This is a genomic window from Salibacterium lacus, from assembly GCF_042684865.1.
Lineage (GTDB): Bacteria > Bacillota > Bacilli > Bacillales > Marinococcaceae > Salibacterium > Salibacterium lacus.
In genome coordinates, this window is the sequence record NZ_JBHUML010000002.1 from 1,684,173 (window position 1) to 1,710,975 (window position 26,803).

Genomic DNA, 26,803 nt, shown 5'->3' on the forward strand with positions numbered 1-26,803 from the left:
ATACGACATAAGGAGGAGTACACGTGGATCCATCTTTTTTAATACAGGGGTTATACGGGAGGGCAGCACACGTTGCACCGCCGGAGATTTTTGAAGGACTGGATTGGAAAAAGGCAGGGGAAAAGCCGGAAAACAGCCCCCATTCGGTATGGGATATGCTGTTTCATATGACGTGGTGGCAGGATCACCTGCTGCAGATGCTGGCAGGGCAGCATCCGCCTTATCCGGAACATAACCAGAGCACGTTTCCGGACTCCTCTCTGCCGGAGAACGCAGAGCAGTGGAACAGCACGCTGCAGCGGTTCCGGGACGGGTTGAAGGAAGCAGAACGTGAAGCCCGAAAGGAACTGGAAGAAACCGGCTTTGATGACAACGGGACAACGAGAGGCGAATTGATGATGGACTTGATTACCCACAACAGCTATCACGGTGCGCAGGCCGCCCAGATCCGGCGGACGACCGGAACCTGGCCCCCGCCCTCCGGAGGACAGACATGGTAAATCCACCCTTTTAAACCAAATGAGAGACGAATTGTCCGCATGTGACGTACTTCTACAGGATAATGACATTCAGGGGCGAGTTGATTGCCTTAGGACTATTCATCCCTCTTTTCCTGCAGCGGCAGGCGCTCGTTGCTGCGTCGACCCGTTCATTTTCCCGCTAGCACACAGCCTCGATTCGTTCCTAATGACGTTTACGGGGGCACGGAACCCTCTAAAGTGCTTTCGGCATCCTTCCTAGTGACGTTTAGGGGTGCACCGGGGGCTCTAAAGTGCCTCCGGCGTCATGCCGAACGACGTTTAAGGAAGCACGGAACCCCCTAAAGTGCCTTAGAAGCCATTGAACGTCCGTCCCCCAACCTGAACGCAACAAACAAACGTCTGCATTTTTCTGCATCTGTACTGCCAGAGCTGCTCCCTTTTCCTCCGTTATACCAACTGACGTCGTGGTCACACCGCGGAGCAGCTCAGGTGCGGTTTCGATTCCGGCAAACGGGGATGGAACGGCCAAGGTCCGTCGGCTTCAACGAGCAGCTGATCCGGTAGTATCACAGCCGCAAGCCGTGCTCCAGGAACGAAGAATGCCGGACGATTCACTTAAGAATCGTCCGGCATTCTTCGCTTCTTTTAAAGATTTTCTTCCAGAGACTTTTATTTACGCTGTTCCTGTCTTCGTTTGGCTTCTCCTGCCAGCACATAGAGAATAATGTTGGAAGCTGTGTGCGCGGAGAAACGGTTCACGTCCGTTTCCGGATAGACTTCCACAAAGTCCATGCCGGCGAGACCTTTTTTCCCGAATTCATGAATAAGCGTCAGTAGTTCATACGAGGTCAGGCCGTTCGCATCCGGCGGTCCGCCCGGGTTGAACGCGAAGTCGAGCACATCGCTGCAGATAGTGAGATACACGACATCGACATCGGTGGAAGCCTGCCTGTAAATCTCATCGGCCATTTCGTAAATACTGCCGGCTTCACGGATATCACGGGTCGTGATCGTCACGGCACCGGCGTCTTTGGCGTAGCGCCCGGCTTCGGGTTTGTTGCGCGGCCCGTGAATACCGGAATGAATCAAGCTCTCGTTACGGACGCCTTCCAGCTCATAAAGACGGGCAAACGGTGTGTTGCGCGCGTATTTCTCATTGCCGTGTGCGGGCATATTGTCATAATGTGCATCCAGATGAATGATACCGACTTTTTTGCCCTGTTCTTCTACGAGTCCTTTAATGATCGGATACGTAATGCTGTGATCGCCGCCGAGTCCGATTGGAAAAACATCTTTGTTCCACAAGTGATTCCGCGTGAAATCGGTGATCCGTCCCATCGTTTCTTCTGAATCGTTCCAGTTGATCGTGACATCCCCGATATCCCCGAGCGACAGATGATCAAATACGTCAATAAAATCAAGTTCCGGGAGAAAACCAGAGTACCTGCCGGACGCGAGCCGCATCGATTTCGGTCCGAGTTCACAGCTCGTATAATCGCCCCATGTCACGCCGCCTTCCCATGGAACTCCATAAATAACAGCATCGACTTCTTCTGCATCGTTGACTTTTTTGCTATGTAGAAAACCCGGCGTATTGCCGTACACATATTCCATCGTCACACCACCTGCTCCTTTCCTGTCTTTCTTCATTTAAGTGTAGCGAATACATATCCTTCGTGCAAATACCATAATCTATCCTTATATTGACGTTCTCATACGATTTCTTTACGATGGAACACACGCTGAAGCGGTTCAAATCAAAGGAGGAATGCAAAATGGAAACTTTTACGTTCTGGACATGGTTCTGGATCTTTTTCCCGATGCCTCTGCTTGTCATCTGGGCCATTCTATCTTACGTGAAAGAGAATGGAGGGAATAAATCATGAGTCCTGTTTATGTCACGTTTGGCTTATACCTTTTATTATTGCTTACGGTTGGTGTCATTACATACCGGATGACACATTCGATGTCGGACTATGTTCTCGGCGGCCGGAAATTAAACAGCTGGGTGACAGCATTTTCGGCACAGGCCAGTGACTTCAGCGGGTGGCTTCTGCTCGGCCTGCCCGGCGTAGCGTATGCCTCCGGTATGAGTGAAGGAAGCTTATTTCTGGCCATTGGTCTTGCTGTCGGTGCTGCGTTCAACTGGCATTACGTCGCCAAACGCCTCCGGAATTATACATACACCGCAGGCGATTCCATTACCATATCGGAATTTTTCGAGAACCGTTTCCGCGACCAGTCCCACTTGATTCGAATCGTATCAGCTGTCTTTATTGTGATTTTCTTTATGTTTTATACATCTTCCGGCCTCGTTGCCGGCGGTAAGCTGTTTGAAACGACATTTGGTTTCGATTATACCACCGCTCTGACCATCGGTGCTCTCATTATTTTCGGTTATACTTTTCTCGGGGGTTTCATTGCGGTGAGCTGGACAGATTTTATTCAAGGGTTTCTCATGTTTCTTGCGCTTCTCATCACGCCGATTATTGCCATCCAGCAGATGGGCGGTTTCGGTGAGGTTCTGGCTGCGCTCGGACAAATTAATCCGTCGCTCCTTTCGATCGGGGAAACAGTGGAATTCAGCTTTTCAGACAACATATTCTGGGAATCGGCCGGATCCGTTTCCTTTATTGCGATTATCTCTTCGCTTGCGTGGGGGCTTGGCTATTTCGGACAGCCTCACATTCTCATGCGTTTCATGGCGATCCGCAGTGTGAAAGAAATTCCAAAATCCCGGCTCATTGCTATTATATGCGGGCTCGTGCTGCCGCTTTACGGCTCGCTTCTTGTGGGAACGGTCGGGATTGCCTATTTCGGACCGGAGAACCCGCTCAATGATCCGGAACAGGTATTCATTGAGCTTGTCCAGATGACATTTAATCCATGGATTGCCGGAATGCTTCTGGCTGCAGTGCTGTCTGCGATTATGAGCACCATCGATTCACAGCTGCTCGTTTCGTCCAGCGCGCTGATTGAAGATTTTTACCGGGTGTTTATCCGTAAAGACGCCTCCCAGAAAGAACTCGTATGGGCGAGCCGGACCGCTGTCTTTCTTATCCTGTTGATTGCCTTTATTCTGGCCTTTAATGAAAACAGCACCGTGCTGGAACTGGTGTCGTATGCGTGGGCCGGATTCGGAGCGGCGTTCGGACCGGGACTGCTTTTCTCCCTATTCTGGAAACGCACCACCATGCCGGCAGTCGTCACCTCGATTATACTGGGCGGCGGAACCGTCCTTCTCTGGGGATTCACCGGCTCCGATCTGTATGAACTGGTTCCCGGCTTTCTGCTTGCTTCCCTTGCGATTGTCGTGATCAGTCTGCTTGGCTCCAAACCATCAAAAGAGGTAATGGATGAGTTCGAACAGGTGAAAAACATGTAGAAACGCTGTATTCCATACCGGACGCCGGACGTGTTTTACAGCCATTTTCCCTCACAAAGTGTCTGATATTTCCTTATTAGAACCATTCCAGCGTCCAATTTGTCCATAATACAAACATGAGAGACATGTTGAGACGCTTTCTACCGAAAAAATGTCCACTAAATCATTTTAGTGGACATTTTTATATACAGAATGACTGTAAATTTCCCTGCGGTCAGGGTCAGCGGCTGGTCCCGCGGAGTGTCAGGGTGGTGGCAATCTCTACTTTCTTGGCGACGGTCCGCTCTCCGCAGAGTTGTTCCTGGATCAGGTCAACCGCGCTTTCCCCCATTTTTTCCGTGTATACTTTCACGGTGCTGAGCGGGGGATACATGTATTTGGAAATACTGACGTCGTTCACACTGATCAGACTGATCTCCTCCGGGACCTGCACACCGTTTTCATGAAGCACCTGCAGGCACCCGACCGCCATCGTGTCATTGGCGCTGAACACGGCATCCGGCAGATTGTCCCGATGTTCTTCGAGCATGCTTTCCATCAGTTCCCGCCCGGATCCGACGGTGAAGCTGCCGACATAAAACAACGCTGGATCATACAAACCCCGCTCCTTCAAAAAGGATTGAAACGTCGTTTCCCTGGCGTCTTCAATCGGTTCGGATGCAAGACGGTACGTTTCGCGCCCGCCGATGTAACCAATCCGCCGGCTGCCTTCGTTCAGAAAATGCTGCAGTCCCTTTTTCGCTGCCTTTTCAAAGTTCACCGTCACAGCATCATACCACTCGCTGTCCGGAGAAGAATCGACAAACACAATAACAGGACTGACACCTGTCAGCGCCTCCGCCTGTTCTGTGCTGAATTTCCCAACCGCGATAATACCGTCGGTTCCACCTGGTTTCTGCCGGATAAAGTCGTCATAGACATACTTCACGAACTGAATACCCTGCGTTTGACAACGTTCTTCCACCCCAAGCCGGATGGACATGTAATAAAGGTCTTCCAGTTCTTCTTGTTCTGTGTACCAGTGCACGACCGCGACAGAAGCAGAAGCGGGCGCTTTTCGCTTCCCTTTTTTATAGTCCAGCTCTTCTGCTGCTTCAAAAATCTTTTTTTTCGTCGATTCTGTCACTGACAATGATTCATCGTAATTCAGCACCCGTGACACCGTCGCGAGGGAAACCCCGGCTTTTTCTGCAATATCCTTGATGGTGGCCATGTCTATGAATCTCCTTTTTCACTATATGGCGAACGAAAAGGTGGTGACCGCTTTATAGGTTTCTCCCGCCTGCACGAGACAAGTCGGCCGGCCAAGTTCCCGGAACGCTTCCGGGAGGCGCTGGGTTTCAATACAGATTCCTGCGTACGGTTCTCCATCTCCCTGTTCCAGTTCGAGGGTATTACTAAGCTTATTACCGGTATAAATAACGGCTCCAGGTTCTGTTGTATCCACTTTCATCGTGCGTCCGCTCTCTTCTTCTTCCAGGTAAACAGAGCGCCCGCTGTCTTGATCAAATACAAAAAAATGATCAAAGCCGCCGCCTCCTGTATCGATCTGCGGGTGATCCGCATCGAGAACTTCGGCGAGACTGGTCTCCTCTCTGACATCAAACGGCGTTCCCTCTGCCGGAACGAGCGTGCCTGTTGGAATCAATTTATCATCAAGTTCAAACACAAATTCCACCGGCGCCTGAAGCGTATGAGCCGCGAGTCCGCGTTTTTTGTCTCCACTTAAATTAAAATACGCGTGGTTGGTCAGACTGATCCACGTCGTCCTCTCCGGAACGGCTTCGTATTCGATCGTAAGGTTCCCTTCCCGGTCCAGGGTATACGTTACCGTTACCTCCACTCTGCCGGGATAGCCTTCCTCTCCGTCTACACTCTGAAGCGTAAACGAAACAGAAGGCTCCCCGCCATCGCTTTTCACCTCATAATTCCAGAAGCGGTGGCTGAATCCGGTGGAACCACCATGAAGATGATGATCTCCTTCATTCAGGGACAAATGGTGGATTTCATCTCCAAGCTGCAGGCGGCCGTACGGTATTCTTCCTGCCACGCGTCCAACCACAGCACCGAGGAACACGCTGTCCGTCCGGTAATCGGCCGGGTCGTTGTAGGCGAGGACAACATTTTCAAGCCGGCCGTCTTTGTCCGGAACGTACAGTCCGCGGAGCCTGCAGCCAAAATTCAGCACATCGGCACGCACTCCCTGTTCGTTCTCAAGAGTGATCTGAATCAGCGCTTCCCCGTCCCAGTGATCAATGGTTTCTTCTTTAATCATCTTCGATTTCCCTCCTGCTATTTCGTATCATTAATCGTCTGCAGCAATGCATGAATACCTTGTTTCCCGTCTTCCGTACGTTTGAACACTCCGGCATCCTCCAGCACCCGCAGAAATTTCCTGCCTGTTTCTTTTTCCACGATATCCGCCGCTTCCGCTTCGTCTTCCACCGGCTTATGCGCCGCTTTCATCTCCTCGGCCCAGGCCTGGTGTTCTTCTGCGACCGTTTCCTTCCTGCCTAGAAGGTACTCTTCCACTTCTTTCAGATCACCCGCCAGACGTTTTGGCAGTACCGCGAGCCCCATCACTTCAATCAGACCGATGTTTTCCTTTTTGATGTGGTGCACATCTTCATGTGGGTGGAAAATGCCCATCGGATGCTCTTCATCCGTGCGGTTGTTCCGAAGAACAAGATCCATCTCAAACGCTCTTCCTCTCCGCCGGGCAATCGGGGTGATGGTGTTATGCGGGGTTTCGCCGGTATGGGATAAAATCCTGCGTCCCGGGTCATTATACGATGTCCACACATTCAGAATGTGGCTCGAAGCGCTCACTAACGATGCCGGGTTATCCGAGCGCAGCCGCAGCACCGTCATCGGCCACTGGACAATCGACGCCTGGACGTCCGGATGCGCATCCAGCGGAAATGATTCATCATCGGGGGCTTCGGCAAGCGCAAAGTCATAACGTCCGCCTTGATAATGATCATGGGACAAAATGGAACCGCCGACAATCGGAATATCTGCATTGGAACCCATGAAATAATGCGGGAACCTGCCGACAAAGGAAAGCAGCCGCTGAAACGTCTGTGTCCCGATAACCATATCCCGGTGTTCCTCAGATAATAGAATACAGTGTTCCGGATAATAGACATAAGGAGAATATTGAAGATACCAGCGTTCTCCCTCCAGCGGCACACGGATGAGCCGGTGGTTGGAACGCGGAGGGTGTCCAATCCTGCCGCCGTATCCCTCATTTTCCATGCAGAGTACACAGAGAGGGTAAGAAGCTTCTTTTTTCAGCTCTCTCTCTTTTTCAATCTCTTTCGGATCTTTTTCGGGCTTCGACAGGTTGATCGTAATATCAAGCGTGCCGTACTCCGATTCTACCTCGTAGTGGACATTTCTTGCGATCCGTTTCGTCTGGATATAGTTTGAGGACCGGCTCAGGTTGTAAAAATAATCGGTCGCTTCTTTCGGATCTTTTTCGTATTTCGCATAAAACCGTTCATTCACAATGGATGGAAGCGGGATAAATACGTTCATTAAAGACGCCTGCAGCTGTTCTTTTTCTTCTGTCATGGAACCGGTAACGCCAAGAGTTTCGGCTGCATCACTGATTTTTTCAAGAATACCCGGAATGTCTTCGTCCAGCCGCTGCGATTCATCCGGACAAAAATCATCAATGCCGAGCTGCAAAAGCAGCTGATTCCGGCAGTATACCGTATCTTCTGAGGCGATCAATCCGAGGTTTCCGGCCTGGTGGACAAGAGATTCGACCCATGCACATACTTTTTCTACAGTCATCATGAATGTCCTCCATATCCGTTTGGATTTTTGCGGTGCCAGTTCCAGGCATCCCGGATCACAGTTTCCAGTTTTGTACGCACCGGGTTCCAGCCGAGAATGCTTCGTGCTTTTTCCGACGAAGCAATCAGACGGGACGGATCGCCGGCTCGTCGTTCTCCGTTCTGTACCGGGATGCTTCCGCCGGTAATCTTTTCTGCTGCTTCAATCATTTCCTTGACCGAAAACCCTTCACTGCTTCCAAGATTGAATACATCGCTCTCCCCGCCTTTTTTCAGATGCTCGAGAGCCTGCAGATGGGCGCTGATCAAATCTTCCACGTGCACGTAATCACGGATGCATGTGCCATCCCTTGTGGGGTAATCATCACCGAAAATAGTAACCGACTCCCGCTGACCAAGTGCTGTCTGCAAAATAAGCGGTACAAGATGGGTTTCCGGCCTGTGGTCTTCCCCGACCCTGCCGCTCTGCCGCGCCCCGGCGACATTGAAATAACGCAGGGAAATATAACGGATGCCGTGGGCCGCACCTGCCCATTTGATCATCTTCTCCATCCCAAGTTTCGTTTCCCCGTATGGATTCTGCGGGCGGGTCGGCGCCTCTTCAGTAACCGGCACTTCGCCGGGTTCTCCGTACACAGCGGCCGTGGACGAAAATACGATGTCACGGACACCGAATTCAGCCATGATTTCAAGCAGAACCTGAGTGCCAAACATATTGTTATCGTAGTAAGCAAGGGGTTTTTCCATAGATTCTCCAACAGTGGAGTGCGCGGCAAACATAAGCACCTGTTTGATTTTTTTACGCCGGAACACGCTTCGCATGAATTCTCTGTCCCGGATATCTCCTTCATAAAACACAGCACCTTTGGGCAGTGCTTCTTTGTGGCCGGTCCCGAGATTATCAATAACGACCGGCTGCTTTCCCTGATCAAGCAGCTGATGGACAGCGTGCGATCCTATATATCCCGCACCTCCGGCAACAAGAATACTCATTGTATCACTACCTCTCCCTGTAATCGTTTAGCGCCGTCGCCTGCCTTTGCTTCATAAATAGAGGGGGCGTATCCGATAACGGCTTCATACTGCTTTGCGACATGATCCCGGAATATATCTGCTTTTTTCGTTTCCACCAGCGCGATGGCACATCCTCCAAAGCCTGCTCCTGTCATCCGGGCCCCGATCACACCATCCTGTTCCCATGCTGCTTCCACGAGCGTATCCAGTTCCGCACCTGTCACCTCGTAATCATCCCGAAGTGATACGTGGGAAGCATTCATCAATTCTCCAAATCCGTCCAGATCACCGTCTTTCAGTCTCTTTAACGATTTTTTCGTACGGTGGTTTTCGTACACGGCATGGCGGGCGCGCCGGAGCTCTGCTTCACCTTTAATATGCCTCTTCCATTCTTCAAACTCATTCGGCTCCAGCGCACCAAGAGCTTCGATATCAGCATATTGTTTCAGATTTTCAAGCGCCGACTCGCACTCCCTGCGCCGGTCATTGTATTTTGAGGAGGCCAGGGTGCGTTCTTTGTTCGTATTCATAATCATCAGCGTATAATTTTTTAAATGAAGAGGGGCGTATTCATAGAGAAGAGTCTGGCAGTCGAGCAGGATGCCGTGATCGGCTTTCCCCATCCCGATCGCAAACTGGTCCATAATACCGCTGTTCACCCCGATAAATTCATTCTCTACTTTCTGTCCGAGTTTCACGAGTTCCACCCGGTCTATCTCAAGATTGAACAGATATTCCAGCATCACCCCGGTTACAAGTTCAATGGAAGCCGAAGATGACAATCCTGCCCCGTTTGGTATATTCCCGTAATACAGCACATCGATACCGCCTGAAATGTCCCAGCCCGCTTCGAGCAGCTTATACATCATGCCTTTCGGGTAATTCGCCCAGCCATCGTCTTCTTTATAATCCAAACTGTCCAGGCTCATCTCAATTATGCCGCTTTCAGGCATATTCTCAGAATAGAGCCGTACCTTCCGGTCGCTGCGTCCGGCAGCAAGCGCATAGGTTCCTTTCGTAATCGCACATGGAAAAACATACCCGCCGTTATAATCCGTGTGCTCCCCGATCAGATTAATGCGGCCCGGCGCAAAAAACAATTGTATGTCCTTGTCTCCAAACTTTTGTGTGAACGCTTTCTTCAAATCGTTTACCTGCATACCGTTTCTTCCTCTCCCTTTTCCTTTCTTTCATCTTACGGGTTCATCAGGTAAAATTTCAAGTAAAATTTTAATGTTTTTACCTGTATTTTTACTAAAGTGAAAAAATAACGATTCCTGTTGATTCAGGAACCGCTTCTCTTTCAGATATGACGCAGTTGTTCAGTGAGGAATGTGCAGAAGCAGCACCCCCAAAATAATACATGCGATGGAGGACAGCTTTCGTTTATCCGCCGACTCCTGGAAGAACACAATACCTAAAAGGGTGGTAGCAGCAATCGTCACACCGGACCAAATCGCATACGCCGTACTGATTTCAATGTTCTGAACGCTGAGCGTCAAAAAGTAGATGCAGAAGATATAAAAAACAAAAATCAAGACACTTGGCAGCCGGCGCCGGAAACCATCGGATAACTTCACAGAAACGTTTCCAATCACTGCAAAAATAAGGCTGAGCGTTAAAAATACGTATCCCACTCACTACACCACCTTTCTTGTATCGATCCGTGGTTTTGGTAAATGTAATCCAAACACACCAGCAACTATGAGAAGAATGCCGCCCATTTTAAACATGGACATCGATTCCTGAAACAAAATAATCCCGCCAGCAGATACAATAACCGTTCCTATCCCCGACCATAATGCATTAATCAAACCAAGCCCATGCTGTTTTGTAAGCAGCACATAGAATATAAGAGCCAGTACATAGGTGGTGATAATCACCAGTGAGGCAGCGGGTTTCGTAAACCCCTGCGACACTTTCATGAATCCTGCACCGATTATTTCAAGCAGGATAGAAAAACTTAAAAAAATGTAGTATCGTATCATAAAGACCCTTCTTTCATTTTTTTCAGGGAGTGAATGCCTGATGAACCTGCAGATGCTGGAATATTTTTTAACAGCAGCAAAAGAAAAAAGCATCACAAAAGCGGCAGATAGCTTATTCGTTTCACAGCCTGCCTTAAGCAAACAGGTCAGCAAACTGGAAGAAACACTGGGCTTTCCGCTGTTCATCCGTACGTCCAAAGGGATTAGTCTCACTCATAAAGGACAGAAACTGTATGATGATGTGGAACCAACCCTTAGAAAGCTGCAGTCTGAGTTATACAGCCACATGCATGATCGGGAAATACGCATGGGCAGCGATCCTTTTTTAGCGTCTTATTTTTTCCCTGATTATATTGAACAGGCAAACCCTTTCAATATAAAGCTGACATACGTGAAAGACGATTCCCTGGAATTACTACCATTGCTTGAGTCCGGCGGTATTGATGCAGCTGTTATCCAGGATGTTTCCCGCCACAAAGGCTTGCAGTCGACTTTTTTATTTCATGATACGTTCTTTGCGGCCGTTTCTTCCAATCATGACCTGGCGCAGCAGCATACGGTGTCTATTTCCGACTGTCTGCTGTATACGCAGCTCCTGCCGCCCACCTCCACTCCTTTGTACAAAAGAATTCACCTGCTGGCGGAGGAACAAGGGTACACTGTGCCGCCTGTTATTGAACTGCCTTACCATGCACTGATCGGTTTTGCCGCTCAAGGGTACGGCGTAACCTACCTTCCTTCTATCATGGTGAAAAAAATCCAGTACAAAGGTGTGGAGTTTCTTCCTATAGAAAACAACCCGATTCAACGGGAAATGCATCTGTATGCCCTTGATAGCAGCACATTAAAAATATTGAAAACCGGGTTCGATACGTAAAGTATAAACGACGGGATAATCTGTGACTAATACTCTTTTTTCATTTTTCCATAACCAAAAGTTATATCAACAGCATATAAAAAGGACGCTTTTATCGATTGCAGCGTCCTTTTTGTAACAGAATCAATTATTTGTTGATAACAATGGACAGCTTGTAGTTGGCGTGTTCCTGCAGGCTTTCCAGAAATGTATCCACATGCTCGTGTGATGGAAACTTACATTCAAGCAGGTAACAGCCGTCACCACTTATTCTATAGTTATTAATAATATAAGGGTCCTGTGTCTGAATGAAAGAAAGATACGGCTTATGAGCTGTGTGGATGATAATATGCAGGAAAACTTGGACAGGATACCCCATTTTGGCATCATTCACCTTCACGGAATATCCTTCGATTACCCCGTTTTCCTCAAGTTTCGCCACCCTGTCCGACGCTGCCTGACCGGTCAAATGAACCTTTTCTCCAAGTTCTTTCATCGTCATCCGGCTGTTTTGAGACAATTCATTCACTATATGATGATCCGTGCGGTCCACTATTTCTCCTCCTTCTTTCTTTACATTTTCAAGTGCATCCGTTGTCATACTTGATTCGTTCTATGTATACAGCCCATCCTTATCCCTTATAATAAATCCAGATTGAATAAAAGGAGGCCTTTAGTCATGAACATACAACTTATTCGAAACGCAACACTGCACATCGACTATGCGGGCAAGTCGTTTCTTATCGATCCATTTTTGTCCGAAAAAGGGGCGCAGCCTGCCTTTCAAAACGCACCGCGCGAAGACCAGAATAATCCTTTAGTGGAGCTGCCTGTTTCGGTGGAAAATGTCATCGATGTCGATGTTGTCATCGTAACACACCTCCATCCCGACCACTGGGATCAGGCGGCTGTCGATGCGCTGCCTAAGGACATTCCGCTCTTCGCCCAGAACGAAGAAGACGCGGAACATATCCGTCATGAAGGGTTCACCCACGTTCACGTACTGCAGAAGAATTCTTCCTTTGAAGAAATCCAGCTCGCGAAAACCGAAGGAGAACACGGACGCGGGGACATCGTAGACATAGCCGGCCCTGTATCCGGTGTCGTTTTCAACCATCCGGATGAAAAAACACTGTACATCGCCGGGGATACCGTCTACAACGAGTACGTCAAAGAAGAAATCGACACGCATCAGCCGGACGTCATTGTAGTCAACGGCGGCGACAACCAGTTTAATGAAGGCGGGTCGCTAGTGATGGGCAAAGAAGACATTTATGAGGTACACCAGGCTGCGCCTGCCGCCTATATCATTTCCGTCCACATGGAAGCTGTCAATCACTGGACCCTGTCGAGACAGGAGCTGAAAGACTACGCCGAAGAAAAGAGCTTTGCTTCCCGCCTTGCTGTACCGGATGATGGACAAACATACTCCCTGTAGGAAAAATACGTATGAAAGAACGGTTTATCGTTCCTTCATGCGTATTTTTTATTGGTACGCCTTTTTTGACAGAGGCTCGTCCGGTGCGTACCAGCCAAACTTCTGCGTTTACCTGCCGAAGACGGCCATTTACATGCCAAATGAAGATTAATACTTTCCGAATGTAAAGATACAAGCCGACAAAGCGCAGATACATGCCAAGTCATGCGGTTTACATGCGGAACAGAAGCCGTTACGAGCGAACCCCGCTGCATGGATCCCCCGGCGTAATTACTTCCGATGCTTTTTCTTGAGAAAACCGCAAACAAATAGACCCGGACGATTCATCCAGAAAGTCGGCAGCACCAGGTAAAGCACCTTCCCATAAGAATCGTCCGGGTCTTATTTATCTTTGCATGTCCGTTTTAAAGAACATTTTTTGAATCCGCTCTCACACTCTGCTGCAAAGCACAACACACAACTGTCTTACGATGTATGCTGGACCAGCAGCGTTTCTGCCATAGAAATGGAGTACTCTGTCGCTTTTTCTGCACCTATCAACGTTGTCATGGAAGTTGTCCCTTCGAGAAGCAGTGTCAGTTGATTTGCTAAATCGCGTTCGTTATTTTTCCCTTTCTCTTCAGCCAGCTGCTGAAAATACCGAAGCAGCTTAAATTTGTGTCCCCTTGCAATGTTTTCAATTTCATTATCCATTCCCGCGTAGTCCTCAATCGCCCGCAGGAACATATCGCCTTTGTAGGACTGCTCCTTCAGCCAGCGGCCGTGAGCTTCCACGGCGGAAATGAACGGGGACTCTGAATTCACTTCCACATAGGAATCCAGGTAGGACCAATAACGTTCCTCCCGCTGCCTCAATACTTCTTCCACGAGATTATCTTTGGAAGAAAAATGATTATACAGCGTCATCGTGGCAATATCTGCCTCACTGATGATTTGCTTCAGACCAACTCCGCGAAATCCATACTCGTAGAACAGTCTTTCAGCTGTTAAAAGTAATTTATCCTTTTTTGCAGATCGACTCATATACTATGCTTCCCCTTTTTTTAGAAAGAACAACCTTTATGCTTCAGATTATCAATCAATGATGTGACAGTCAAACCTATTCTCCTCATTCCGCAGACATAACATTTAAAGGGAGCCTGTTTACGGCCTCCTTTATTCCATCAAAAAGGTTCGCAAGTCTATTTACTGCTCTGCAGATTTAAGGTCTTTAATGGAGTTAACGTCTTCCATATATTCCGGCACTGCCAGTCCGATTTTTGCACCAGTCACGTTTTTTCCAAGGTCCTCAAAGCTGTCTTCATATTGGGCGTACAGATCTCCATGAGTGATTGGCATCCATGGTGCCAAAGAAGCATCGCTTTCCCCATTAGCGACCGATTCAAACATAACAGCTGGATCAACAGGAGTAATCGATGTATCGTAACCCTTCTGATCCAGGACAACTTTCATAATATTGGCGGAAACACGCTGATCGTCCCAAGGAGTCATTGCCAAGTCCACAGAAGTACCGCCGCCGTCTTCAATACCTTTCGTCCATTCATTCACGGTTTCCTGGTTGTCTTCCACCCAGTTTTCAGCGGTCGCTTCTATTTCCTGATCCTGAATAGTAAGCATGAAAGATTCTACGTCACTTATATCCAGCTCAAACCTGTCCAAAATGGTATAGGCGCCGGGTTTATCTTCTTTCAGTCCTTCTCTGGCAATAGTGGTTACATACTCTTCTTCACCAAAAACGCCTTTGGGATCTTCTAAATACTTCAAATCATATTTCGCGAAAATAAAGTGGGGAGACCATGCAGAAACAACAATAGGTTCTTCATTACTGATAGCATTTTCCAAAGAGGTCAGCATGGCCATGGCAGAGGACGATTCCTGCTGCCAGCCAGTCAGATTGTTATACTGGGACAATGCGTCTTCTGTTGCCTGATATGCACCGGAACCAGGTTCAATACCTGTGATGGTATGTTCGAGCTGTTCACTGACACTTGCCGAATCTCCGGACGAATCATCTTGTCCACAACCAGCAGTCACCAAAACAAATGACAAACCGACAAACAACACGCTGCTTTTCCACATCCCCATTGTTTTAACACTCCTTTGATTTTTATTGTGTTTACCTACAATTTCATGGATTCACACAGCAATGGGATTTTTAACAAAAATCACAAAAATAATATTTTGTTTAAATGATGTTATAAATATCCATGTCATACTTGCAGAAATAGTTCCTGTCATCAGCCTGCCGGACCATATGAACCTTAACGATCCCGGACCAAACCTGCGGCACTTGGACCGAATTTGCAAAAGGGAATTCCCGGGAAACAGTTATCCCTCCTGTTTCCCGGGGTCAGCACCTTATACTCTGTTACTTTGCGGGGTAGTCCTGCCGGAAGGCTTTGATCAGAGATACCATCATGAGCAGTAGAATGAACATAAATGGAAATGCTGATGCAATCGATGCCGTCTGAAGGGCACTCAAACCTCCGGAAGCGAGCAGTACCGAAGCAAAAGCCGCCTGAATAACACCCCATGTCATCTTAACGCTGTTGGACGGGTTAAGATCACCGTTTGTTGTCTGCATACCGAGTACGAACGTTGCCGAGTCGGCGGAGGTAACAAAGAATGTGCTGATTAACAGCAGGGCAATGACGATAAGTACCATGCTCATATCAAATGATTGATAAACACCAAATAGGGTTTCTTCCTGAGCCAGATCTGTAAGGCCGGTGTTGATTCCATTGAGTTCCTGATAAAGACTGGACCCGCCGAAAACAACGAACCAAAGCACACAAAACAAGCTTGGAGCAAATAAAACGCCGGTCACAAACTCCCGGATGGTTCTGCCTTTGGATACGCGGGCAATAAACGTCCCGACGAATGGAGACCAAGCAATGAACCAGGCCCAGTAAAAGATTGTCCAGCTTTCAATCCAGCTTGCATGCTGCTCATCCATTCCACCGGTCTCAAAACTCAAGGAAGGCAGTGTTTGAATGTATGAGAGTAATGTCGAAAAGAAATTGTCAAATATGAATACAGTCGGACCGAGAATAAACGTCAGTACAATAAGCATCGTAGACAATGTAAGGTTTATATTACTTAAGTATTTAATGCCCCGGTTAATACCCGTCCATGCTGAAATCATGAATAGAATAGTAACAACAATGATAATGATAAACTGCAGACTAAAAGTGTTTTCCAAGTCGGAAACGAATGAAAGTCCGCCTGAAATCTGTGATGCGCCGAGTCCAAGAGAGGTGGCTACACCAAAGATTGTTGCAAATACCGCGATGACATCAATCACCGTTCCCATCCATCCTTGAGTTTTATCGCCAAGAAGCGGTTGGAACGTCGAACTGATAGCTCCGGGTGCTTTTCTTCTGAATTTAAAATAAGCAATCGCCAGTGCAATAACCGTGTAGACAGCCCATGTCTGCAGCCCCCAGTGGAAAGCAGTGTACCGCATAGCGTTCTCCGCTGCCTGGATGGATTCAGGTTCAGCGTTCGGCGGTGCAGCAAAGTGACTTAAAGGTTCAGCAGCACCCCAGAAAATAAGTCCGATTCCCATACCGGAACCAAAAAGCATGGCAAACCATGTAATTCTGCTGTACTCCGGTCTGTCATCTGGATCCCCAAGTCTCAATTTTCCGTACTTGCTGAACATCAGATAAATGGAAAAGATAAGAAATGCTGCAACAGAAAGAATATAAAGCCATCCAAATCTTGACGTAAGGAAAGACTGAATTGCATTTGAAACAACACCAAGGTTATCCGGTGCAGCAGCCCCCCATATTACAAAAATTACGGATATAGCGAGCGATATCCAAAAAACATTGCCGACTTTAGACATGAAACAGTTCTCCTCTCAATAGTGTATATAACGTTCATTATAATAAAAGCAGAAAATTTTAGTACATCTTTCGGACTGATAGAGAAAGAAATGTACTAAAATCAGCTCCTCCACTTAATAGAACGTTCTTTATAGTTTTTATCACGATTTTCTCCATTTCTCAAGCATGATTACCTTTTTAATTAAAAATCCAAATCATTCTGAAAAGTCTTTCTTTAGTAAAATTAGTCTAATATCTGACAAAATGTAAATCCATTGATTATGGGAATAGTGCGTGCTAAAGTGTATTATATCAAACGTTCTACCTATTATCTATGCCGACTCGCATACCGCGCAAGGATTTCAGCATAAATAGTATGTTTTTTTATTCTTTTTTTAGAAAGATCATTCTTTATATTTAAGGAGGTGAACGTTGTTGCGTTTTTCGACATTAGTACCCCCGGGTATTACTATGATCGCTGTTGCATACGGACTCGCCAGGTTCAGCTACGGGCTGCTTCTGCCCAGTATCAATTCGGATCTTGGAATGAGTTCATCAACATCCGGGTTCATTTCGTCCCTCTTTTATCTCGCTTACTGCCTGGCCATCGTCGCTGCCACAGTGTATACAACAGAAAAGGGACCACGCGGCATGATTCTTGCCGCAGGGGCCTCTGCCTTTGTCGGATTATTTGTGATGGCATCGAGCCCTAACGTATGGCTGCTCGGACTCGGCGTGTTATTTGCCGGTGCGAGTACCGGGTTCGTATCCCCGCCCTACGGAGCAGCGATTTCCCTCTGGCTGAAAGTCAACGAGCAGGGACGGGCGAACACATGGATTAATTCCGGAACCAGTATTGGTCTGGCTCTTTCCGGTACAGGAGCTCTTATGCTGGCTTCGGAATGGCGGATGACGTATTTCATTTATGGAATCATCGCACTGATTGCGCTTTTATGGAACGCCAAAGTCGTACCGCCGCTTCCGAAAAACCCGTCCGTACAGTTTGAAAAAGGACACTTTTCTTTCCGCGGGGTGGAAGGTGCCCTTCCTTTGATTATCTGTTCGATTGTACTGGGCATATCAACAGCTGCTTTCTGGACATTCGCCGTCGATTTCATATCATCCACCAACAACTATGGCAGTACCGGAGTATCATTGTTCTGGGTAATGATTGGGGTTTTCGGCATTTTTGGAGGCTTTTCCGGGTTTCTTATTGAAAAACTCGGGCTTCCCTTCGCCTATAAATGGGGCGGACTTGTTATCAGTTCGGCTTCCCTCATACTCGCCTGGTTTCCCGGGCAGTGGCCGCTTGCCTATCTTGCCGCCGCTTTGTTCGGCATTTCCTATATCTTTATTACCGGTGTTCTGATGGTCTGGGGCATCCGGGTCTTCATCAACAACGCATCGCTTGGAATCGGCACACCTTTTCTCCTTCTGGCAGTCGGTCAGGTTGCAGGTTCAGCAGGAGCCGGCGTGTTAATCGGGGTCTCTGATTATATGTGGACATTTACGATCTATGGTATAGCGGGGATCATTGCCGTTCTTCTCGGACCGAAAGAAATCAAAAAAGCCAAACGAAAGAGAGTCATGCGGCAAAGCATGTAACTGGAAGACAGGCACTTTTTCGACGTACAATAGGTTTATCTATTTCTTAAACCAGAACCTGTATGTCTATAAGAAGGAGAAAAACGTAATGAAACTAAGTATTTTAGAACAATCCCCTATCTCTTCCGGACAAGACGCTGCAGACGCGCTGCGAAGAACATCCGATCTGGCGCGTTACGCCGAAACGCTTGGTTATACCCGTTTCTGGACGGCTGAACATCACAGCACCTCCGGGCTTGCCGGCAGTTCTCCGGAAGTGCTGATTTCCCACATCGCCTCGGTTACCGAAACCATCCGGCTCGGTTCCGGCGGAGTGCTTCTGCCGCAGTACAGTCCATACAAAGTAACCGAAAACTTTAAGGTTCTCGAAGCCCTGTTTCCCGGGAGAATCGATCTTGGCGTCGGACGATCTCCCGGCGGCGGCCAGACAATACGGAAGGCACTGACCGATGGGAGCCCGAAAAGTATGAATGAATTTCCGAGGCTGCTTTCCGATCTTCAGGGATTCATCGACGGTACCCTCCCAAAGGAACACGACTATGCCTCCATCAAAGCTTCGCCGCTGACGAGCACCCTCCCACAAACCTGGGTCCTCGGCTTGTCGAGCCGCGGCGCCCGTCATGCTGCCGCAAACAGTACAGCCTTTATGTACGGTCATTTCATTCAACCGGGTAACGGAGCGGAGGCGATGGCTGCGTACCGGGAACATTTCCAACCTTCAGAGCGCCAGCCCCATCCCGAAGCAGCCGTCTGTGTATTCGTCGTATGTGCGGATACCGAAGAAGAAGCGGAACATCTCGCACACACGCAGGATATGTGGCTGTTAAATGTGGAAAAAGGACGCACAACAAAGATCCCTTCTCCGGACGAAGCTTCTGGGAGAACGCTCACTGCAGAAGAAGAAAATAAAGTTCAGGAAAACCGGAAACGTGCGGTCATCGGTACCCCGGAGCAGGTAAAAACAGAGCTCCGCCGGCTGGCAGAGCTCTATCAGACCGATGAAATCATGGCCATTACCAATATCTTCGATGAAGAAAAGAAAAAACATTCGTTCCGTCTTCTGGCGGAAGCCTTTAAATCAGACGACTTCTGATTCTGCTTGAAATCGCATCAAGGATCGTAACCATTACAATAATGCCAAGCAGAATAATGCCGACCCGCTCCCAGTCACGAACGCTTAATGCAAAAATAAGAGGGGCTCCGATGCCGCCTGCGCCAATCACACCAAGAATGGTAGCGGCCCTTAAATTCACTTCAAAGCGGTACAGCACAAACGAGAAAAAGTTCGGGAGCACCTGCGGTACGACGGCAAACATGAATGTTTTCACCGGGTTTCCGCCTGTCGCAATCAGTGCTTCTCTTGCACTTAAATCAATGCTTTCCACACTCTCTGCAATCAGTTTGCCGAGCATGCCGACCGCCCCGATACCAAGCGCCAGCACCCCTGCAAACGGGCCCGGTCCGACCGCCTTGATAAAGAGCAGGGCCAGTACAATATCAGGAAACACCCGGATAAAACTGAGGACAGACTTACTCGTCCCCACCATGAATTTTGTTTTGGCGATATTACGCGCCGCCATAAACGAAAACGGGATACAGAGCAGGGATGAAATGAATGTCCCGAGCAGGGCAATAGCAAGTGTCTCCAGAAGCGTCCGCAGCAGATCCTCACCGGCCGGGTCATACACATACCCCCAGTCCGGCGAAAAAATCCCTGACATGATGGAGGAAAACACTTCTCCCGAGGTTTCCTTGATTTGAATAACCGGTATGCCGGAGAACGCCCATATGTAAATCAGCAGCACAACCACAGCGATGAGAATTCTTTTCGTATTTCGTTTCCATATTTCTTGTGGCTTCATTGTAATTTCTCCCTTATCCGGGTGCTGAGAAAATCAATCACGAGCACTACGATCAACGAATAGACGATAATAGTGGACACCCTCGCGTATTCAAAAAAACCGAGATTCTGTTCATAATAAAGACCGATGCCTCCTGCTCCTACCAGTCCGAGGACCGCCGCAGCACGGATATTGATTTCAAAAGCGTACAGGAAAAAAGACATAAAGGATGACATCACCTGCGGCACAACACCAAACATCATCCATTTCAGCTTGTTGGCCCCAACGGCTGTCATTGCTTCCATCGGCCCCGAATCAATGGCTTCCACCGACTCAAAAAACAATTTCGCGATAATACCGAGGGAAAACATCATCAGTGCAAACACCCCGGGCACCGGACCGATGCCGAAAATCGCGACAAACAACGCCGCAAGCAGAAGCTCCGGAAGCGTCCGGATCAAGTTCAGCAGCAGGCGGGACGGCACCGTGATCCAGTTCGTATGAAATATATTACTGGCTGCAAGCATGGAAAGTGGAAAGGCAATCAGCCCTCCGAATGTCGTACCGAGCACCGCCATCTGAATCGTTTCCATCATCGGCGACGTGACTTCGCCGAAATAAGTCCAGTCCGGAGGTACAAGCTGCACGAGCAGGCTCCCCATTTCCGGGAGACCGGCAGTTAAATCGGTGATGGAAAAGCCAATCTGCCACCCGCTTCCTGTGACAAGTACAAGAACGATGAAAATCGTAAACAGCGGTTTCTTTTTCGACGGTGGCATGGGCGGCGTGCAGCTGGATAGTTCAACCGGTGTTTCTTTCATTTACATCTCCCCCAGCATTTCATCTTTATGAACCGGACGGCCGTAAATGTCTGAGAATATTTCATCCGTTGCCTGTCCGACAGGACCATCAAACACGACCTCTCCCTCGCGCAGGCCGATGATCCGCGTAGCATACTGTCTTGCTACGTCAATAAAGTGAAGATTGACCACCATTGTCATGTTCAGTTCTTTATTAATACGGGCCAGGTCATCCATTACCTGCTTTGTCGTCATCGGATCAAGAGACGCCACCGGCTCATCTGCAAGAATCAGTTTGGCTTCCTGGGCAAGAGCTCTTGCGATGGACACCCGTTGCTGCTGTCCGCCGGATAATTCATCCGCGCGGCTGTAGGCTTTCTCCTGAAGATTCACCCGCTCAAGCGCCTGCATCGCGATATCCTTGTCTTCACGCGGAAACAGACCGAGAATCATGCGGAGCGTGGAATGGTAACCCACCCTGCCGGACAACACATTCCGCATCACCGACGAACGTCGTACGAGGTTGAAATTCTGAAAGATCATTCCAATCTCTCTACGCATCCGGTACAAGCTGCTTCCCCGTGCCTTTGTGATGGATTCCCCATTTATGAGAATCTCCCCTTCCGTCACTTCATGCAGACGGTTGATGGAACGCAGAAATGTTGACTTTCCGGCTCCAGACAAACCGACAACGACGACAAATTCTCCATCTTCAATCTGCAGATCTACCTCGTTTAATGCGGTCGTACCGTTTGGATAAACTTTTGAAACATGATTAAACTCTATCAAATGTCTCCCCTGCTTTCTTCAGGTAGTAAAAGGAGGCTGACCGGAGTTATTCCGGCAGCCTTCCATCTCCATCCTATACTCAATGTTTGTTTTCCGGTTTTTAGTTCTCTGTAACTTCTGTGCTTATCAGTTCTTCGTATTCACGGACTGTATCAAAGTTGCTGTCCTGTGATTCAACGTAACCTTCATGGGAATAAACGTCCCGGATAATCTCTTTTCCTTCTTCACTCTTGCCGATACTGATAAAGGCATCCGTCACCGCCTGTTTCATATCTTCATTGATTTCCGGGCGGACCGTTACCGTGTCATTAGGAATCTTCTCTGTGAATTCAATAATGCGGGTGTCTTCAAAGACACTTTCATAGTCTCCGGAAACAATGTTACGCGCATCCTGGAAGGTTACTGCTGCGTCAACATCTCCATTAAGAAGGGAAATGACCGCTTGATCATGTCCTTTCAATGTCACCGGCTCCACATCGTCAAGTGGATGGATGCCTGCATCTAGCAATGTGGCTGCAGGCCACACAAAGCCGGCGGAGGACGTCACGTTCTGATAGCCGATCGGGCGTCCTTCAAGATCTTCCACCGACTGGATGTCGGAATCTTCTCTAACGATGAAGATCGACCGGTAGAAATCCACAAGTTCTTCTGTCGCGGACCCATCATCATTCACACCGTAACGCTGGGACTGCAGTATAACTTCTGCTGCATCCTGCTCCTCGGCCAGCACGTAGGCGGTAGGAGGAAGGAAACCAACATCCACCTGATCAGATCCCATCGCTTCGACAATGGTATTGTAATCTGTGGACACACTGACGTTTACAGGAATGCCCAGTTCATCGCTTAACAATCCTTCAAGAGGTTTTGCTTTTGCTTCAAGTGTATCTGCATTCTGGGACGGTACGAACTGTACGTTCAACTCGTCCAACTCCTCACCGGACGCTTCTTCCGACTGTTCACCGCCGCCATTTCCTGAGGAACCACCTGTGTCTTCTCCACCGCCGGCTCCGGAAGTGCTGCTGTCTTCACTGCCTTCGCCGCAGGCTGCCAATAGACCTAGAGAAAGAAGCATAGTCATACCGGCTTTTGTGAATTTTTTCATCATGTTACCCCCATTTTTTTTATAAATTCTATCTTGTACCAACATAACAACCATTTGTAAATGTATTATGATTTCCTCATGTTGTTTTCGTTAAATTTATTAACGATTTGTAAATTCATCTTATTTTTTCCAGTAAGAAAGAAATGTTTTCTCTACTTTCTTTCCTGCCTGAGCCTCCATTTGGTGGAGCAGTGCGTTCCATTTTCCATCGCGGGAAGGGTTATTTTTTGCCCGCTGTACGTTTTCTGCTTTTCTCTCCAGCCGATCCGCTGTTTTGCCGTCTTTAATATAGCCCTGGCTTTCTCCCAGCTGAACGAGTTCATCGATTCGATCCATACCGAGTTCCATTTCTATGGAAAACGAACGCTTCGACGTGCGGCCCGTTTCATCTTCGGCGGTTACGATGAGTTCATAGTCACCGGGTGTTAACTGCAGCGGAGATAGAACCGGGGCCCCGTCCCATTCCTGTTCTTCTATTTGTGAAGTAACCGAAACGGGGCCGCCGTCTTCATCGTTTACCTCAACAGGTATTTCTTCTGTTTTGGTAATGTCAAAGACCGTCGTGTCAGGTGCTGTAATCTCCGGTGCACTTCCATATTCCTCGATATCCGCCGCTGCCAGCGGAAGAAGCTGATACGTCTCACCGAAGATAGATGCAATGCCGGATACCGACACCTGGTCTCCTTCCTGGACCTGGGATGTAAAATCATCAAACGAGATGTTCGTTCTGTTATCTACACGGACTCTCGTAACCTCACCTGCGGCGTGAAGATCAAACTCAAACGCATTATAATATTCTTCCATATTCTGCACCGTACCGCCTTCGATGGTCACCCGTTCCGCTTGATAACTGCCATCGAGCGTGTTCACCGTTTCATAGTCCGGAAGATCCTGTGTCCCCTGCACCTCAATGGAAGAAACACTGTCTATTTCTTTCATTCCCTGATAGGTAGTAAGTCCTCCCGTGATACGGACCTGCTGCCCTTTCTCAAAACCGCTGTCCTGCTGATATACATAAATGCCGCCGGTTTCATCCTGAAGATAGAACCCCTGTCCACCGAATGTACCGGGGTCGGAAGTAATAACCCCTTCCACGGTTACATCGTTTCCATCAGCTGTTCCGCGTGCTTGTTCGATACTTACGAGCTGCGGGCCGCCGCTTCCGTCATCTTCCCCGTTTTCTCCAATCGTGACAGTGGTCGTGTAAAGATTATTACCCGACTCTCTCAGACGGAGATTGGCCTGTCCTTCTGCTCCTTCCTGCAGCCTCACGGTCCGTTCTTTTACCGCGGTTCCATTTTCGCCGGCAGTCACCGAGAACTCTTCACTGTATCCGTATCCGGCTGGCCAGCTGCCGTCTTCATTCTGAACCTGGGCCACCTGCTGGCCGCCGTCCAGATAAATTCCGGTATCATATCCAGAAACCGTCTGTCCCGGATTCAGGCCATCGATCGTTACAGTCAGAGTAAATGCTTCACCGGCTGGAAGAGTGTCCGGGTATTCAAAGGCATACTCCGGCTCCGGCACTGGATCTTCTTCGGCTCCGTAAGCGCCGTTTGCAAAGGTGGACTGATCATACCACTCATACCCCGAGTCGGGCTGGGACCACGGCTCCGGTTCCGGCTGCTCCGACTGTTCCGGGATTTCTTTTGACAGAAGCGGAGAAGGATTATCCAATGTAATATTCGTTTCGCTGAACGTCTGATAGTCTTCCTGTTCTGCCAGCCAGTCCACCATGTTCAGCAGCAGTTCAGCATCATCGGCTTCCTGAAAACCATCATAGGTCGTTTTCGGATCACCGGTTTGTTCATTGCGGTATTTCGGCGTGGCATCCTCGACCGGAGAAGAATCACCGATAAATGCTGCTTTGCCATCCTGTTTCTTGGCAATGGCAGCAAAAGGTCCCTCTTCTTCTCCCCCGCCGTGATAAATTCCTTCATCCACAGACGGTCCCCACTTATCGCTTTCTGTCAATCCGTCCGGGAGGTAGACAATGCCTTTGGCTTTTTCAGGATCGGTTACCGCAAGCGTGGATCCTGCGTGCATCGCTGCTTCTTCCACTCCTTCGGTGATGCCGAATGTTTCATCCGGTGTTTCAATCTGATCAGCTGTCACGGTCCCCGGCGCATTGTATCGAAAGCGGATGCCGAATTCATCGGCAAGCCAGTCCGAGCTTTCCACTCCTTCCATAGCTTCCGAGAAGACCTCGTCATCTTCCATCCCTTTGGTTGGATTATCGTAGGCTCCGCGCCGGTAACCGTTCATAATTTCAGAAGAATCCCAGCGGTTCAGATTCCGGTCTGCATTATAGTGATCCGAGATGAAAAAGATACTGCCGCCGTTTTCTGTGTATTCGGCCATCGCTTCCTGTTCTCCGCTTTTAAACGGAATATTTGCTTCCGGTATGATGAACACGTCATACGGTTCCAGATCGTCAATACTGATAGGTTCGGTCTGGCGGAGCTCGTCCACTGCATATCCATTATCGGCAATCCCTTCTGCAAATTCAGAAAAAGCCCCGTCTATTACCCAGTCCGCCTGACCGGCAGTCTGCCCGTGCGTATTATCAAATAAAACAGACTTTCCGTTTGGATCTTCCGGATTGATAGACGGTGCCGGATCATCCGGGCCTTCAGCATCCATTGTTTCCGGAAGCAGCACCATACTGACAGCCAGTGAACCGCAGGCAACCCATTTTCTCCCTTTTTTCAGCATATTTCTTCCTCCTCATTCATATTTCTTCCATACGTTAGTGTAACTAAATAATATGTAGCCAGTATAAACAGCATATTAAATTTTCATTTAGCTGCTGGATATCTCCTGTAGAATAAGGTAAAGTAAGAAAACAGCAGTTCTTTTTCCTTCTGGCTGTAAGCCTTTTAATACTTTAGTGATAATAGTTTACCTTCTTTTCAATAAAAATGTGAGAATATTGTAAGTTTATTTGACTATCAATTTTCAACCAGGGGGAATTTCATTGGCTTTTTCAAAAAACACCATACGTATTGCGGTCTTTGATCTGGATGGTACGTTGTACGAAGATACTACGCATTTCAGGTACTACGCGGAGCGGCTCGCAGAAAAACTGCCTGCAGATAAACAGCCGTTATTCTGGCATGATTATAGTGACATGCTGGAAGGGAATCATCCGGTTGCCGTCGGCCGGGTGTATGATGCAGCAAACGATAGAGTGCTTGAAGTGGATCCGGCTTCCTACAGGGTGACGAAGGTATGGAACTGGGAAGGAAAGGAGACAGGGGAGGAAGATGCATACACGACTCCGGTCGCTTTTGATTTTGATTCGATGATTGCGGTGGGGGATGGATGGTGGCTTCCGGCTGCGGCAGCAAAGCATCACGGCACCGGTTCTACCTTTGATGCGTATCAAAAAACAAAGGCTTACATGCAGACGGAAGATTTTCAGTTTACCGAAGATCCGGGGCGCCGCTTTTCGCTGCAGCAGCTCGGCGGACAGATGCATCTCATTCTTCTGACAAACTCCCAGGCTGATGATGTGGGACAGCTGCTTCGGACGCTGGATCTGGAGGGTGTGTTTGATGAGGTGATACCAGAAGCGGCAAAGCCGGCCCGTACCGAAGCACACTTTTCCACCATCCTTAAAAAATATGAGGCAGAACCGGGGGAGGTTGTTTCCATCGGCGACAACTACCTGAACGATATCGTGCCGGCTGAGAACCTGGGCATGGCTTCCGTTCTGATTGATCCTCTCGGTAAAACCCCGGTCCGCTCCGAAACAAAACGGATTACGACACTGCGTGAACTTTTTCCGCTTCTTCGTGGGTAATCGTTTGGGAAGCGGGTGTGGACCCTGGGAGAAAGATAGTTAAAAGAGGCTGTATCAAAAGTCTA

At 48.5% G+C, this 26,803-nt stretch carries 24 protein-coding genes; 7 read left to right on the forward strand and 17 right to left on the reverse strand.

All coding sequences use genetic code 11. The features are described from left to right. Positions 1 to 23: 23 nt before the first annotated feature. Positions 24 to 500: a DinB family protein gene (locus ACFSUB_RS09450; protein WP_090926411.1), complete on the forward strand. Its 477-nt coding sequence runs from the start codon at positions 24 to 26 to the stop codon at positions 498 to 500. A gap of 651 nt (positions 501 to 1,151) precedes the next feature. On the opposite strand, the gene ACFSUB_RS09455 is transcribed toward ACFSUB_RS09450, so the two are convergent. Beyond that, positions 1,152 to 2,096: an agmatinase family protein gene (locus ACFSUB_RS09455; protein WP_090926412.1), complete on the reverse strand. Its 945-nt coding sequence runs from the start codon at positions 2,094 to 2,096 to the stop codon at positions 1,152 to 1,154. A 268-nt stretch (positions 2,097 to 2,364) separates the two neighbouring features. Between ACFSUB_RS09455 and putP the strand changes: the two genes are divergently transcribed. Beyond that, complete coding sequence (gene putP / locus ACFSUB_RS09460) at positions 2,365 to 3,867, forward strand: sodium/proline symporter PutP (protein ID WP_380712940.1); 1,503 nt, start codon at positions 2,365 to 2,367, stop codon at positions 3,865 to 3,867. 220 nt (positions 3,868 to 4,087) lie between these two features. Here putP and ACFSUB_RS09465 read toward each other — a convergent pair whose 3' ends face one another. The 7 genes from ACFSUB_RS09465 to ACFSUB_RS09495 form a co-directional block, all read right to left on the reverse strand. Beyond that, positions 4,088 to 5,080 (reverse strand): LacI family DNA-binding transcriptional regulator, encoded by a 993-nt coding sequence (locus ACFSUB_RS09465; protein WP_380712941.1) that lies wholly within the window; start codon positions 5,078 to 5,080, stop codon positions 4,088 to 4,090. Positions 5,081 to 5,101: 21 nt separating this feature from the next. Further along, complete coding sequence (locus ACFSUB_RS09470) at positions 5,102 to 6,142, reverse strand: aldose epimerase family protein (protein WP_380712942.1); 1,041 nt, start codon at positions 6,140 to 6,142, stop codon at positions 5,102 to 5,104. 17 nt (positions 6,143 to 6,159) lie between these two features. Continuing rightward, positions 6,160 to 7,668 carry a UDP-glucose--hexose-1-phosphate uridylyltransferase gene (gene galT / locus ACFSUB_RS09475; RefSeq protein WP_449329209.1) on the reverse strand — a complete coding sequence of 503 codons (1,509 nt, stop codon included), beginning with the start codon at positions 7,666 to 7,668 and terminating at the stop codon, positions 6,160 to 6,162. Continuing rightward, a complete protein-coding gene (galE, locus tag ACFSUB_RS09480; protein WP_380712944.1) occupies positions 7,668 to 8,663 on the reverse strand; it encodes a UDP-glucose 4-epimerase GalE in 996 nt (331 codons plus the stop codon). The genes galT and galE overlap by 1 nt, the downstream gene beginning before the upstream one ends. Beyond that, entirely contained in the window at positions 8,660 to 9,844 is a 1,185-nt protein-coding gene (locus ACFSUB_RS09485; protein WP_380712945.1) for a galactokinase, read from the reverse strand. The genes galE and ACFSUB_RS09485 overlap by 4 nt, the downstream gene beginning before the upstream one ends. A 162-nt stretch (positions 9,845 to 10,006) precedes the next feature. Further along, positions 10,007 to 10,321: a DMT family transporter gene (locus ACFSUB_RS09490; protein ID WP_380712946.1), complete on the reverse strand. Its 315-nt coding sequence runs from the start codon at positions 10,319 to 10,321 to the stop codon at positions 10,007 to 10,009. Between the two features lie 3 nt (positions 10,322 to 10,324). Next, entirely contained in the window at positions 10,325 to 10,672 is a 348-nt protein-coding gene (locus ACFSUB_RS09495; protein WP_380712947.1) for a DMT family transporter, read from the reverse strand. 40 nt (positions 10,673 to 10,712) lie between these two features. Here ACFSUB_RS09495 and ACFSUB_RS09500 point away from each other — a divergent pair, with 40 nt between their 5' ends. Then, entirely contained in the window at positions 10,713 to 11,549 is an 837-nt protein-coding gene (locus ACFSUB_RS09500; protein WP_380712948.1) for a LysR family transcriptional regulator, read from the forward strand. A gap of 127 nt (positions 11,550 to 11,676) precedes the next feature. On the opposite strand, the gene ACFSUB_RS09505 is transcribed toward ACFSUB_RS09500, so the two are convergent. Continuing rightward, entirely contained in the window at positions 11,677 to 12,084 is a 408-nt protein-coding gene (locus ACFSUB_RS09505; protein ID WP_380713228.1) for an Lrp/AsnC family transcriptional regulator, read from the reverse strand. 123 nt (positions 12,085 to 12,207) lie between these two features. Between ACFSUB_RS09505 and ACFSUB_RS09510 the strand changes: the two genes are divergently transcribed. Then, positions 12,208 to 12,966 carry an MBL fold metallo-hydrolase gene (locus tag ACFSUB_RS09510; RefSeq protein WP_090926419.1) on the forward strand — a complete coding sequence of 253 codons (759 nt, stop codon included), beginning with the start codon at positions 12,208 to 12,210 and terminating at the stop codon, positions 12,964 to 12,966. Between the two features lie 465 nt (positions 12,967 to 13,431). Here the strand turns inward: ACFSUB_RS09510 and ACFSUB_RS09515 are convergent, their stop codons facing one another. The 3 genes from ACFSUB_RS09515 to ACFSUB_RS09525 all read right to left on the reverse strand — a co-directional run bounded on the left by ACFSUB_RS09515 (position 13,432) and on the right by ACFSUB_RS09525 (position 16,816). Further along, positions 13,432 to 13,989: a TetR/AcrR family transcriptional regulator gene (locus ACFSUB_RS09515; protein WP_090926420.1), complete on the reverse strand. Its 558-nt coding sequence runs from the start codon at positions 13,987 to 13,989 to the stop codon at positions 13,432 to 13,434. A gap of 162 nt (positions 13,990 to 14,151) precedes the next feature. Next, positions 14,152 to 15,051, reverse strand: a complete 900-nt coding sequence (locus ACFSUB_RS09520; RefSeq protein WP_380712949.1) for a glycine betaine ABC transporter substrate-binding protein — start codon at positions 15,049 to 15,051, stop codon at positions 14,152 to 14,154. A 283-nt stretch (positions 15,052 to 15,334) separates the two neighbouring features. Next, the gene (locus ACFSUB_RS09525) at positions 15,335 to 16,816 is read right to left on the reverse strand and encodes a glycine betaine uptake BCCT transporter (RefSeq protein ID WP_380712950.1); all 1,482 of its coding nucleotides are present in this window, start codon (positions 16,814 to 16,816) and stop codon (positions 15,335 to 15,337) included. 415 nt (positions 16,817 to 17,231) lie between these two features. On the opposite strand from ACFSUB_RS09525, the gene ACFSUB_RS09530 reads away from it, so the two are divergent. Both ACFSUB_RS09530 and ACFSUB_RS09535 read left to right on the forward strand, forming a co-directional pair. Further along, positions 17,232 to 18,401 (forward strand): MFS transporter, encoded by a 1,170-nt coding sequence (locus ACFSUB_RS09530; protein WP_380712951.1) that lies wholly within the window; start codon positions 17,232 to 17,234, stop codon positions 18,399 to 18,401. An 88-nt stretch (positions 18,402 to 18,489) separates the two neighbouring features. Next, positions 18,490 to 19,494: an LLM class flavin-dependent oxidoreductase gene (locus tag ACFSUB_RS09535; RefSeq protein WP_090928921.1), complete on the forward strand. Its 1,005-nt coding sequence runs from the start codon at positions 18,490 to 18,492 to the stop codon at positions 19,492 to 19,494. On the opposite strand, the gene phnE (ACFSUB_RS09540) is transcribed toward ACFSUB_RS09535, so the two are convergent. From phnE (ACFSUB_RS09540) to ACFSUB_RS09560, 5 genes are all read right to left on the reverse strand, one after another. After that, positions 19,475 to 20,263, reverse strand: a complete 789-nt coding sequence (gene phnE / locus ACFSUB_RS09540; RefSeq protein WP_090928924.1) for a phosphonate ABC transporter, permease protein PhnE — start codon at positions 20,261 to 20,263, stop codon at positions 19,475 to 19,477. The two genes, ACFSUB_RS09535 and phnE (ACFSUB_RS09540), sit on opposite strands and share 20 nt — an antisense overlap. Then, a complete protein-coding gene (gene phnE, locus ACFSUB_RS09545) occupies positions 20,260 to 21,063 on the reverse strand; it encodes a phosphonate ABC transporter, permease protein PhnE (RefSeq protein WP_090928927.1) in 804 nt (267 codons plus the stop codon). The genes phnE (ACFSUB_RS09540) and phnE (ACFSUB_RS09545) overlap by 4 nt, the downstream gene beginning before the upstream one ends. After that, positions 21,064 to 21,831 carry a phosphonate ABC transporter ATP-binding protein gene (phnC, locus tag ACFSUB_RS09550; RefSeq protein ID WP_090928930.1) on the reverse strand — a complete coding sequence of 256 codons (768 nt, stop codon included), beginning with the start codon at positions 21,829 to 21,831 and terminating at the stop codon, positions 21,064 to 21,066. It abuts the gene before it with no gap. Between the two features lie 100 nt (positions 21,832 to 21,931). Then, positions 21,932 to 22,936: a phosphate/phosphite/phosphonate ABC transporter substrate-binding protein gene (locus tag ACFSUB_RS09555; protein ID WP_380712952.1), complete on the reverse strand. Its 1,005-nt coding sequence runs from the start codon at positions 22,934 to 22,936 to the stop codon at positions 21,932 to 21,934. Between the two features lie 117 nt (positions 22,937 to 23,053). Next, positions 23,054 to 25,648 (reverse strand): endonuclease, encoded by a 2,595-nt coding sequence (locus ACFSUB_RS09560; protein WP_380712953.1) that lies wholly within the window; start codon positions 25,646 to 25,648, stop codon positions 23,054 to 23,056. Positions 25,649 to 25,910: 262 nt separating this feature from the next. On the opposite strand from ACFSUB_RS09560, the gene ACFSUB_RS09565 reads away from it, so the two are divergent. Next, the gene (locus ACFSUB_RS09565; RefSeq protein ID WP_380712954.1) at positions 25,911 to 26,738 is read left to right on the forward strand and encodes an HAD family hydrolase; all 828 of its coding nucleotides are present in this window, start codon (positions 25,911 to 25,913) and stop codon (positions 26,736 to 26,738) included. The last annotated feature ends 65 nt before the right edge of the window (positions 26,739 to 26,803 follow it).

Bases quoted from the DNA above. Each gene is read 5' to 3' on its own strand.
- ACFSUB_RS09455 (WP_090926412.1), bottom strand. From the start codon at position 2,096: ATGGAATATGTGTACGGCAATACGCCGGGTTTTCTACATAGCAAAAAA.
- putP (WP_380712940.1), top strand. From the start codon at position 2,365: ATGAGTCCTGTTTATGTCACGTTTGGCTTATACCTTTTATTATTGCTT.
- ACFSUB_RS09465 (WP_380712941.1), bottom strand. From the start codon at position 5,080: ATGGCCACCATCAAGGATATTGCAGAAAAAGCCGGGGTTTCCCTCGCG.
- ACFSUB_RS09470 (WP_380712942.1), bottom strand. From the start codon at position 6,142: ATGATTAAAGAAGAAACCATTGATCACTGGGACGGGGAAGCGCTGATT.
- galT (WP_449329209.1), bottom strand. From the start codon at position 7,668: ATGACTGTAGAAAAAGTATGTGCATGGGTCGAATCTCTTGTCCACCAG.
- galE (WP_380712944.1), bottom strand. From the start codon at position 8,663: ATGAGTATTCTTGTTGCCGGAGGTGCGGGATATATAGGATCGCACGCT.
- ACFSUB_RS09485 (WP_380712945.1), bottom strand. From the start codon at position 9,844: ATGCAGGTAAACGATTTGAAGAAAGCGTTCACACAAAAGTTTGGAGAC.
- ACFSUB_RS09495 (WP_380712947.1), bottom strand. From the start codon at position 10,672: ATGATACGATACTACATTTTTTTAAGTTTTTCTATCCTGCTTGAAATA.
- ACFSUB_RS09500 (WP_380712948.1), top strand. From the start codon at position 10,713: ATGAACCTGCAGATGCTGGAATATTTTTTAACAGCAGCAAAAGAAAAA.
- ACFSUB_RS09510 (WP_090926419.1), top strand. From the start codon at position 12,208: ATGAACATACAACTTATTCGAAACGCAACACTGCACATCGACTATGCG.
- ACFSUB_RS09515 (WP_090926420.1), bottom strand. From the start codon at position 13,989: ATGAGTCGATCTGCAAAAAAGGATAAATTACTTTTAACAGCTGAAAGA.
- ACFSUB_RS09520 (WP_380712949.1), bottom strand. From the start codon at position 15,051: ATGGGGATGTGGAAAAGCAGCGTGTTGTTTGTCGGTTTGTCATTTGTT.
- ACFSUB_RS09525 (WP_380712950.1), bottom strand. From the start codon at position 16,816: ATGTCTAAAGTCGGCAATGTTTTTTGGATATCGCTCGCTATATCCGTA.
- ACFSUB_RS09535 (WP_090928921.1), top strand. From the start codon at position 18,490: ATGAAACTAAGTATTTTAGAACAATCCCCTATCTCTTCCGGACAAGAC.
- phnE (WP_090928924.1), bottom strand. From the start codon at position 20,263: ATGAAGCCACAAGAAATATGGAAACGAAATACGAAAAGAATTCTCATC.
- phnE (WP_090928927.1), bottom strand. From the start codon at position 21,063: ATGAAAGAAACACCGGTTGAACTATCCAGCTGCACGCCGCCCATGCCA.
- ACFSUB_RS09555 (WP_380712952.1), bottom strand. From the start codon at position 22,936: ATGATGAAAAAATTCACAAAAGCCGGTATGACTATGCTTCTTTCTCTA.
- ACFSUB_RS09560 (WP_380712953.1), bottom strand. From the start codon at position 25,648: ATGCTGAAAAAAGGGAGAAAATGGGTTGCCTGCGGTTCACTGGCTGTC.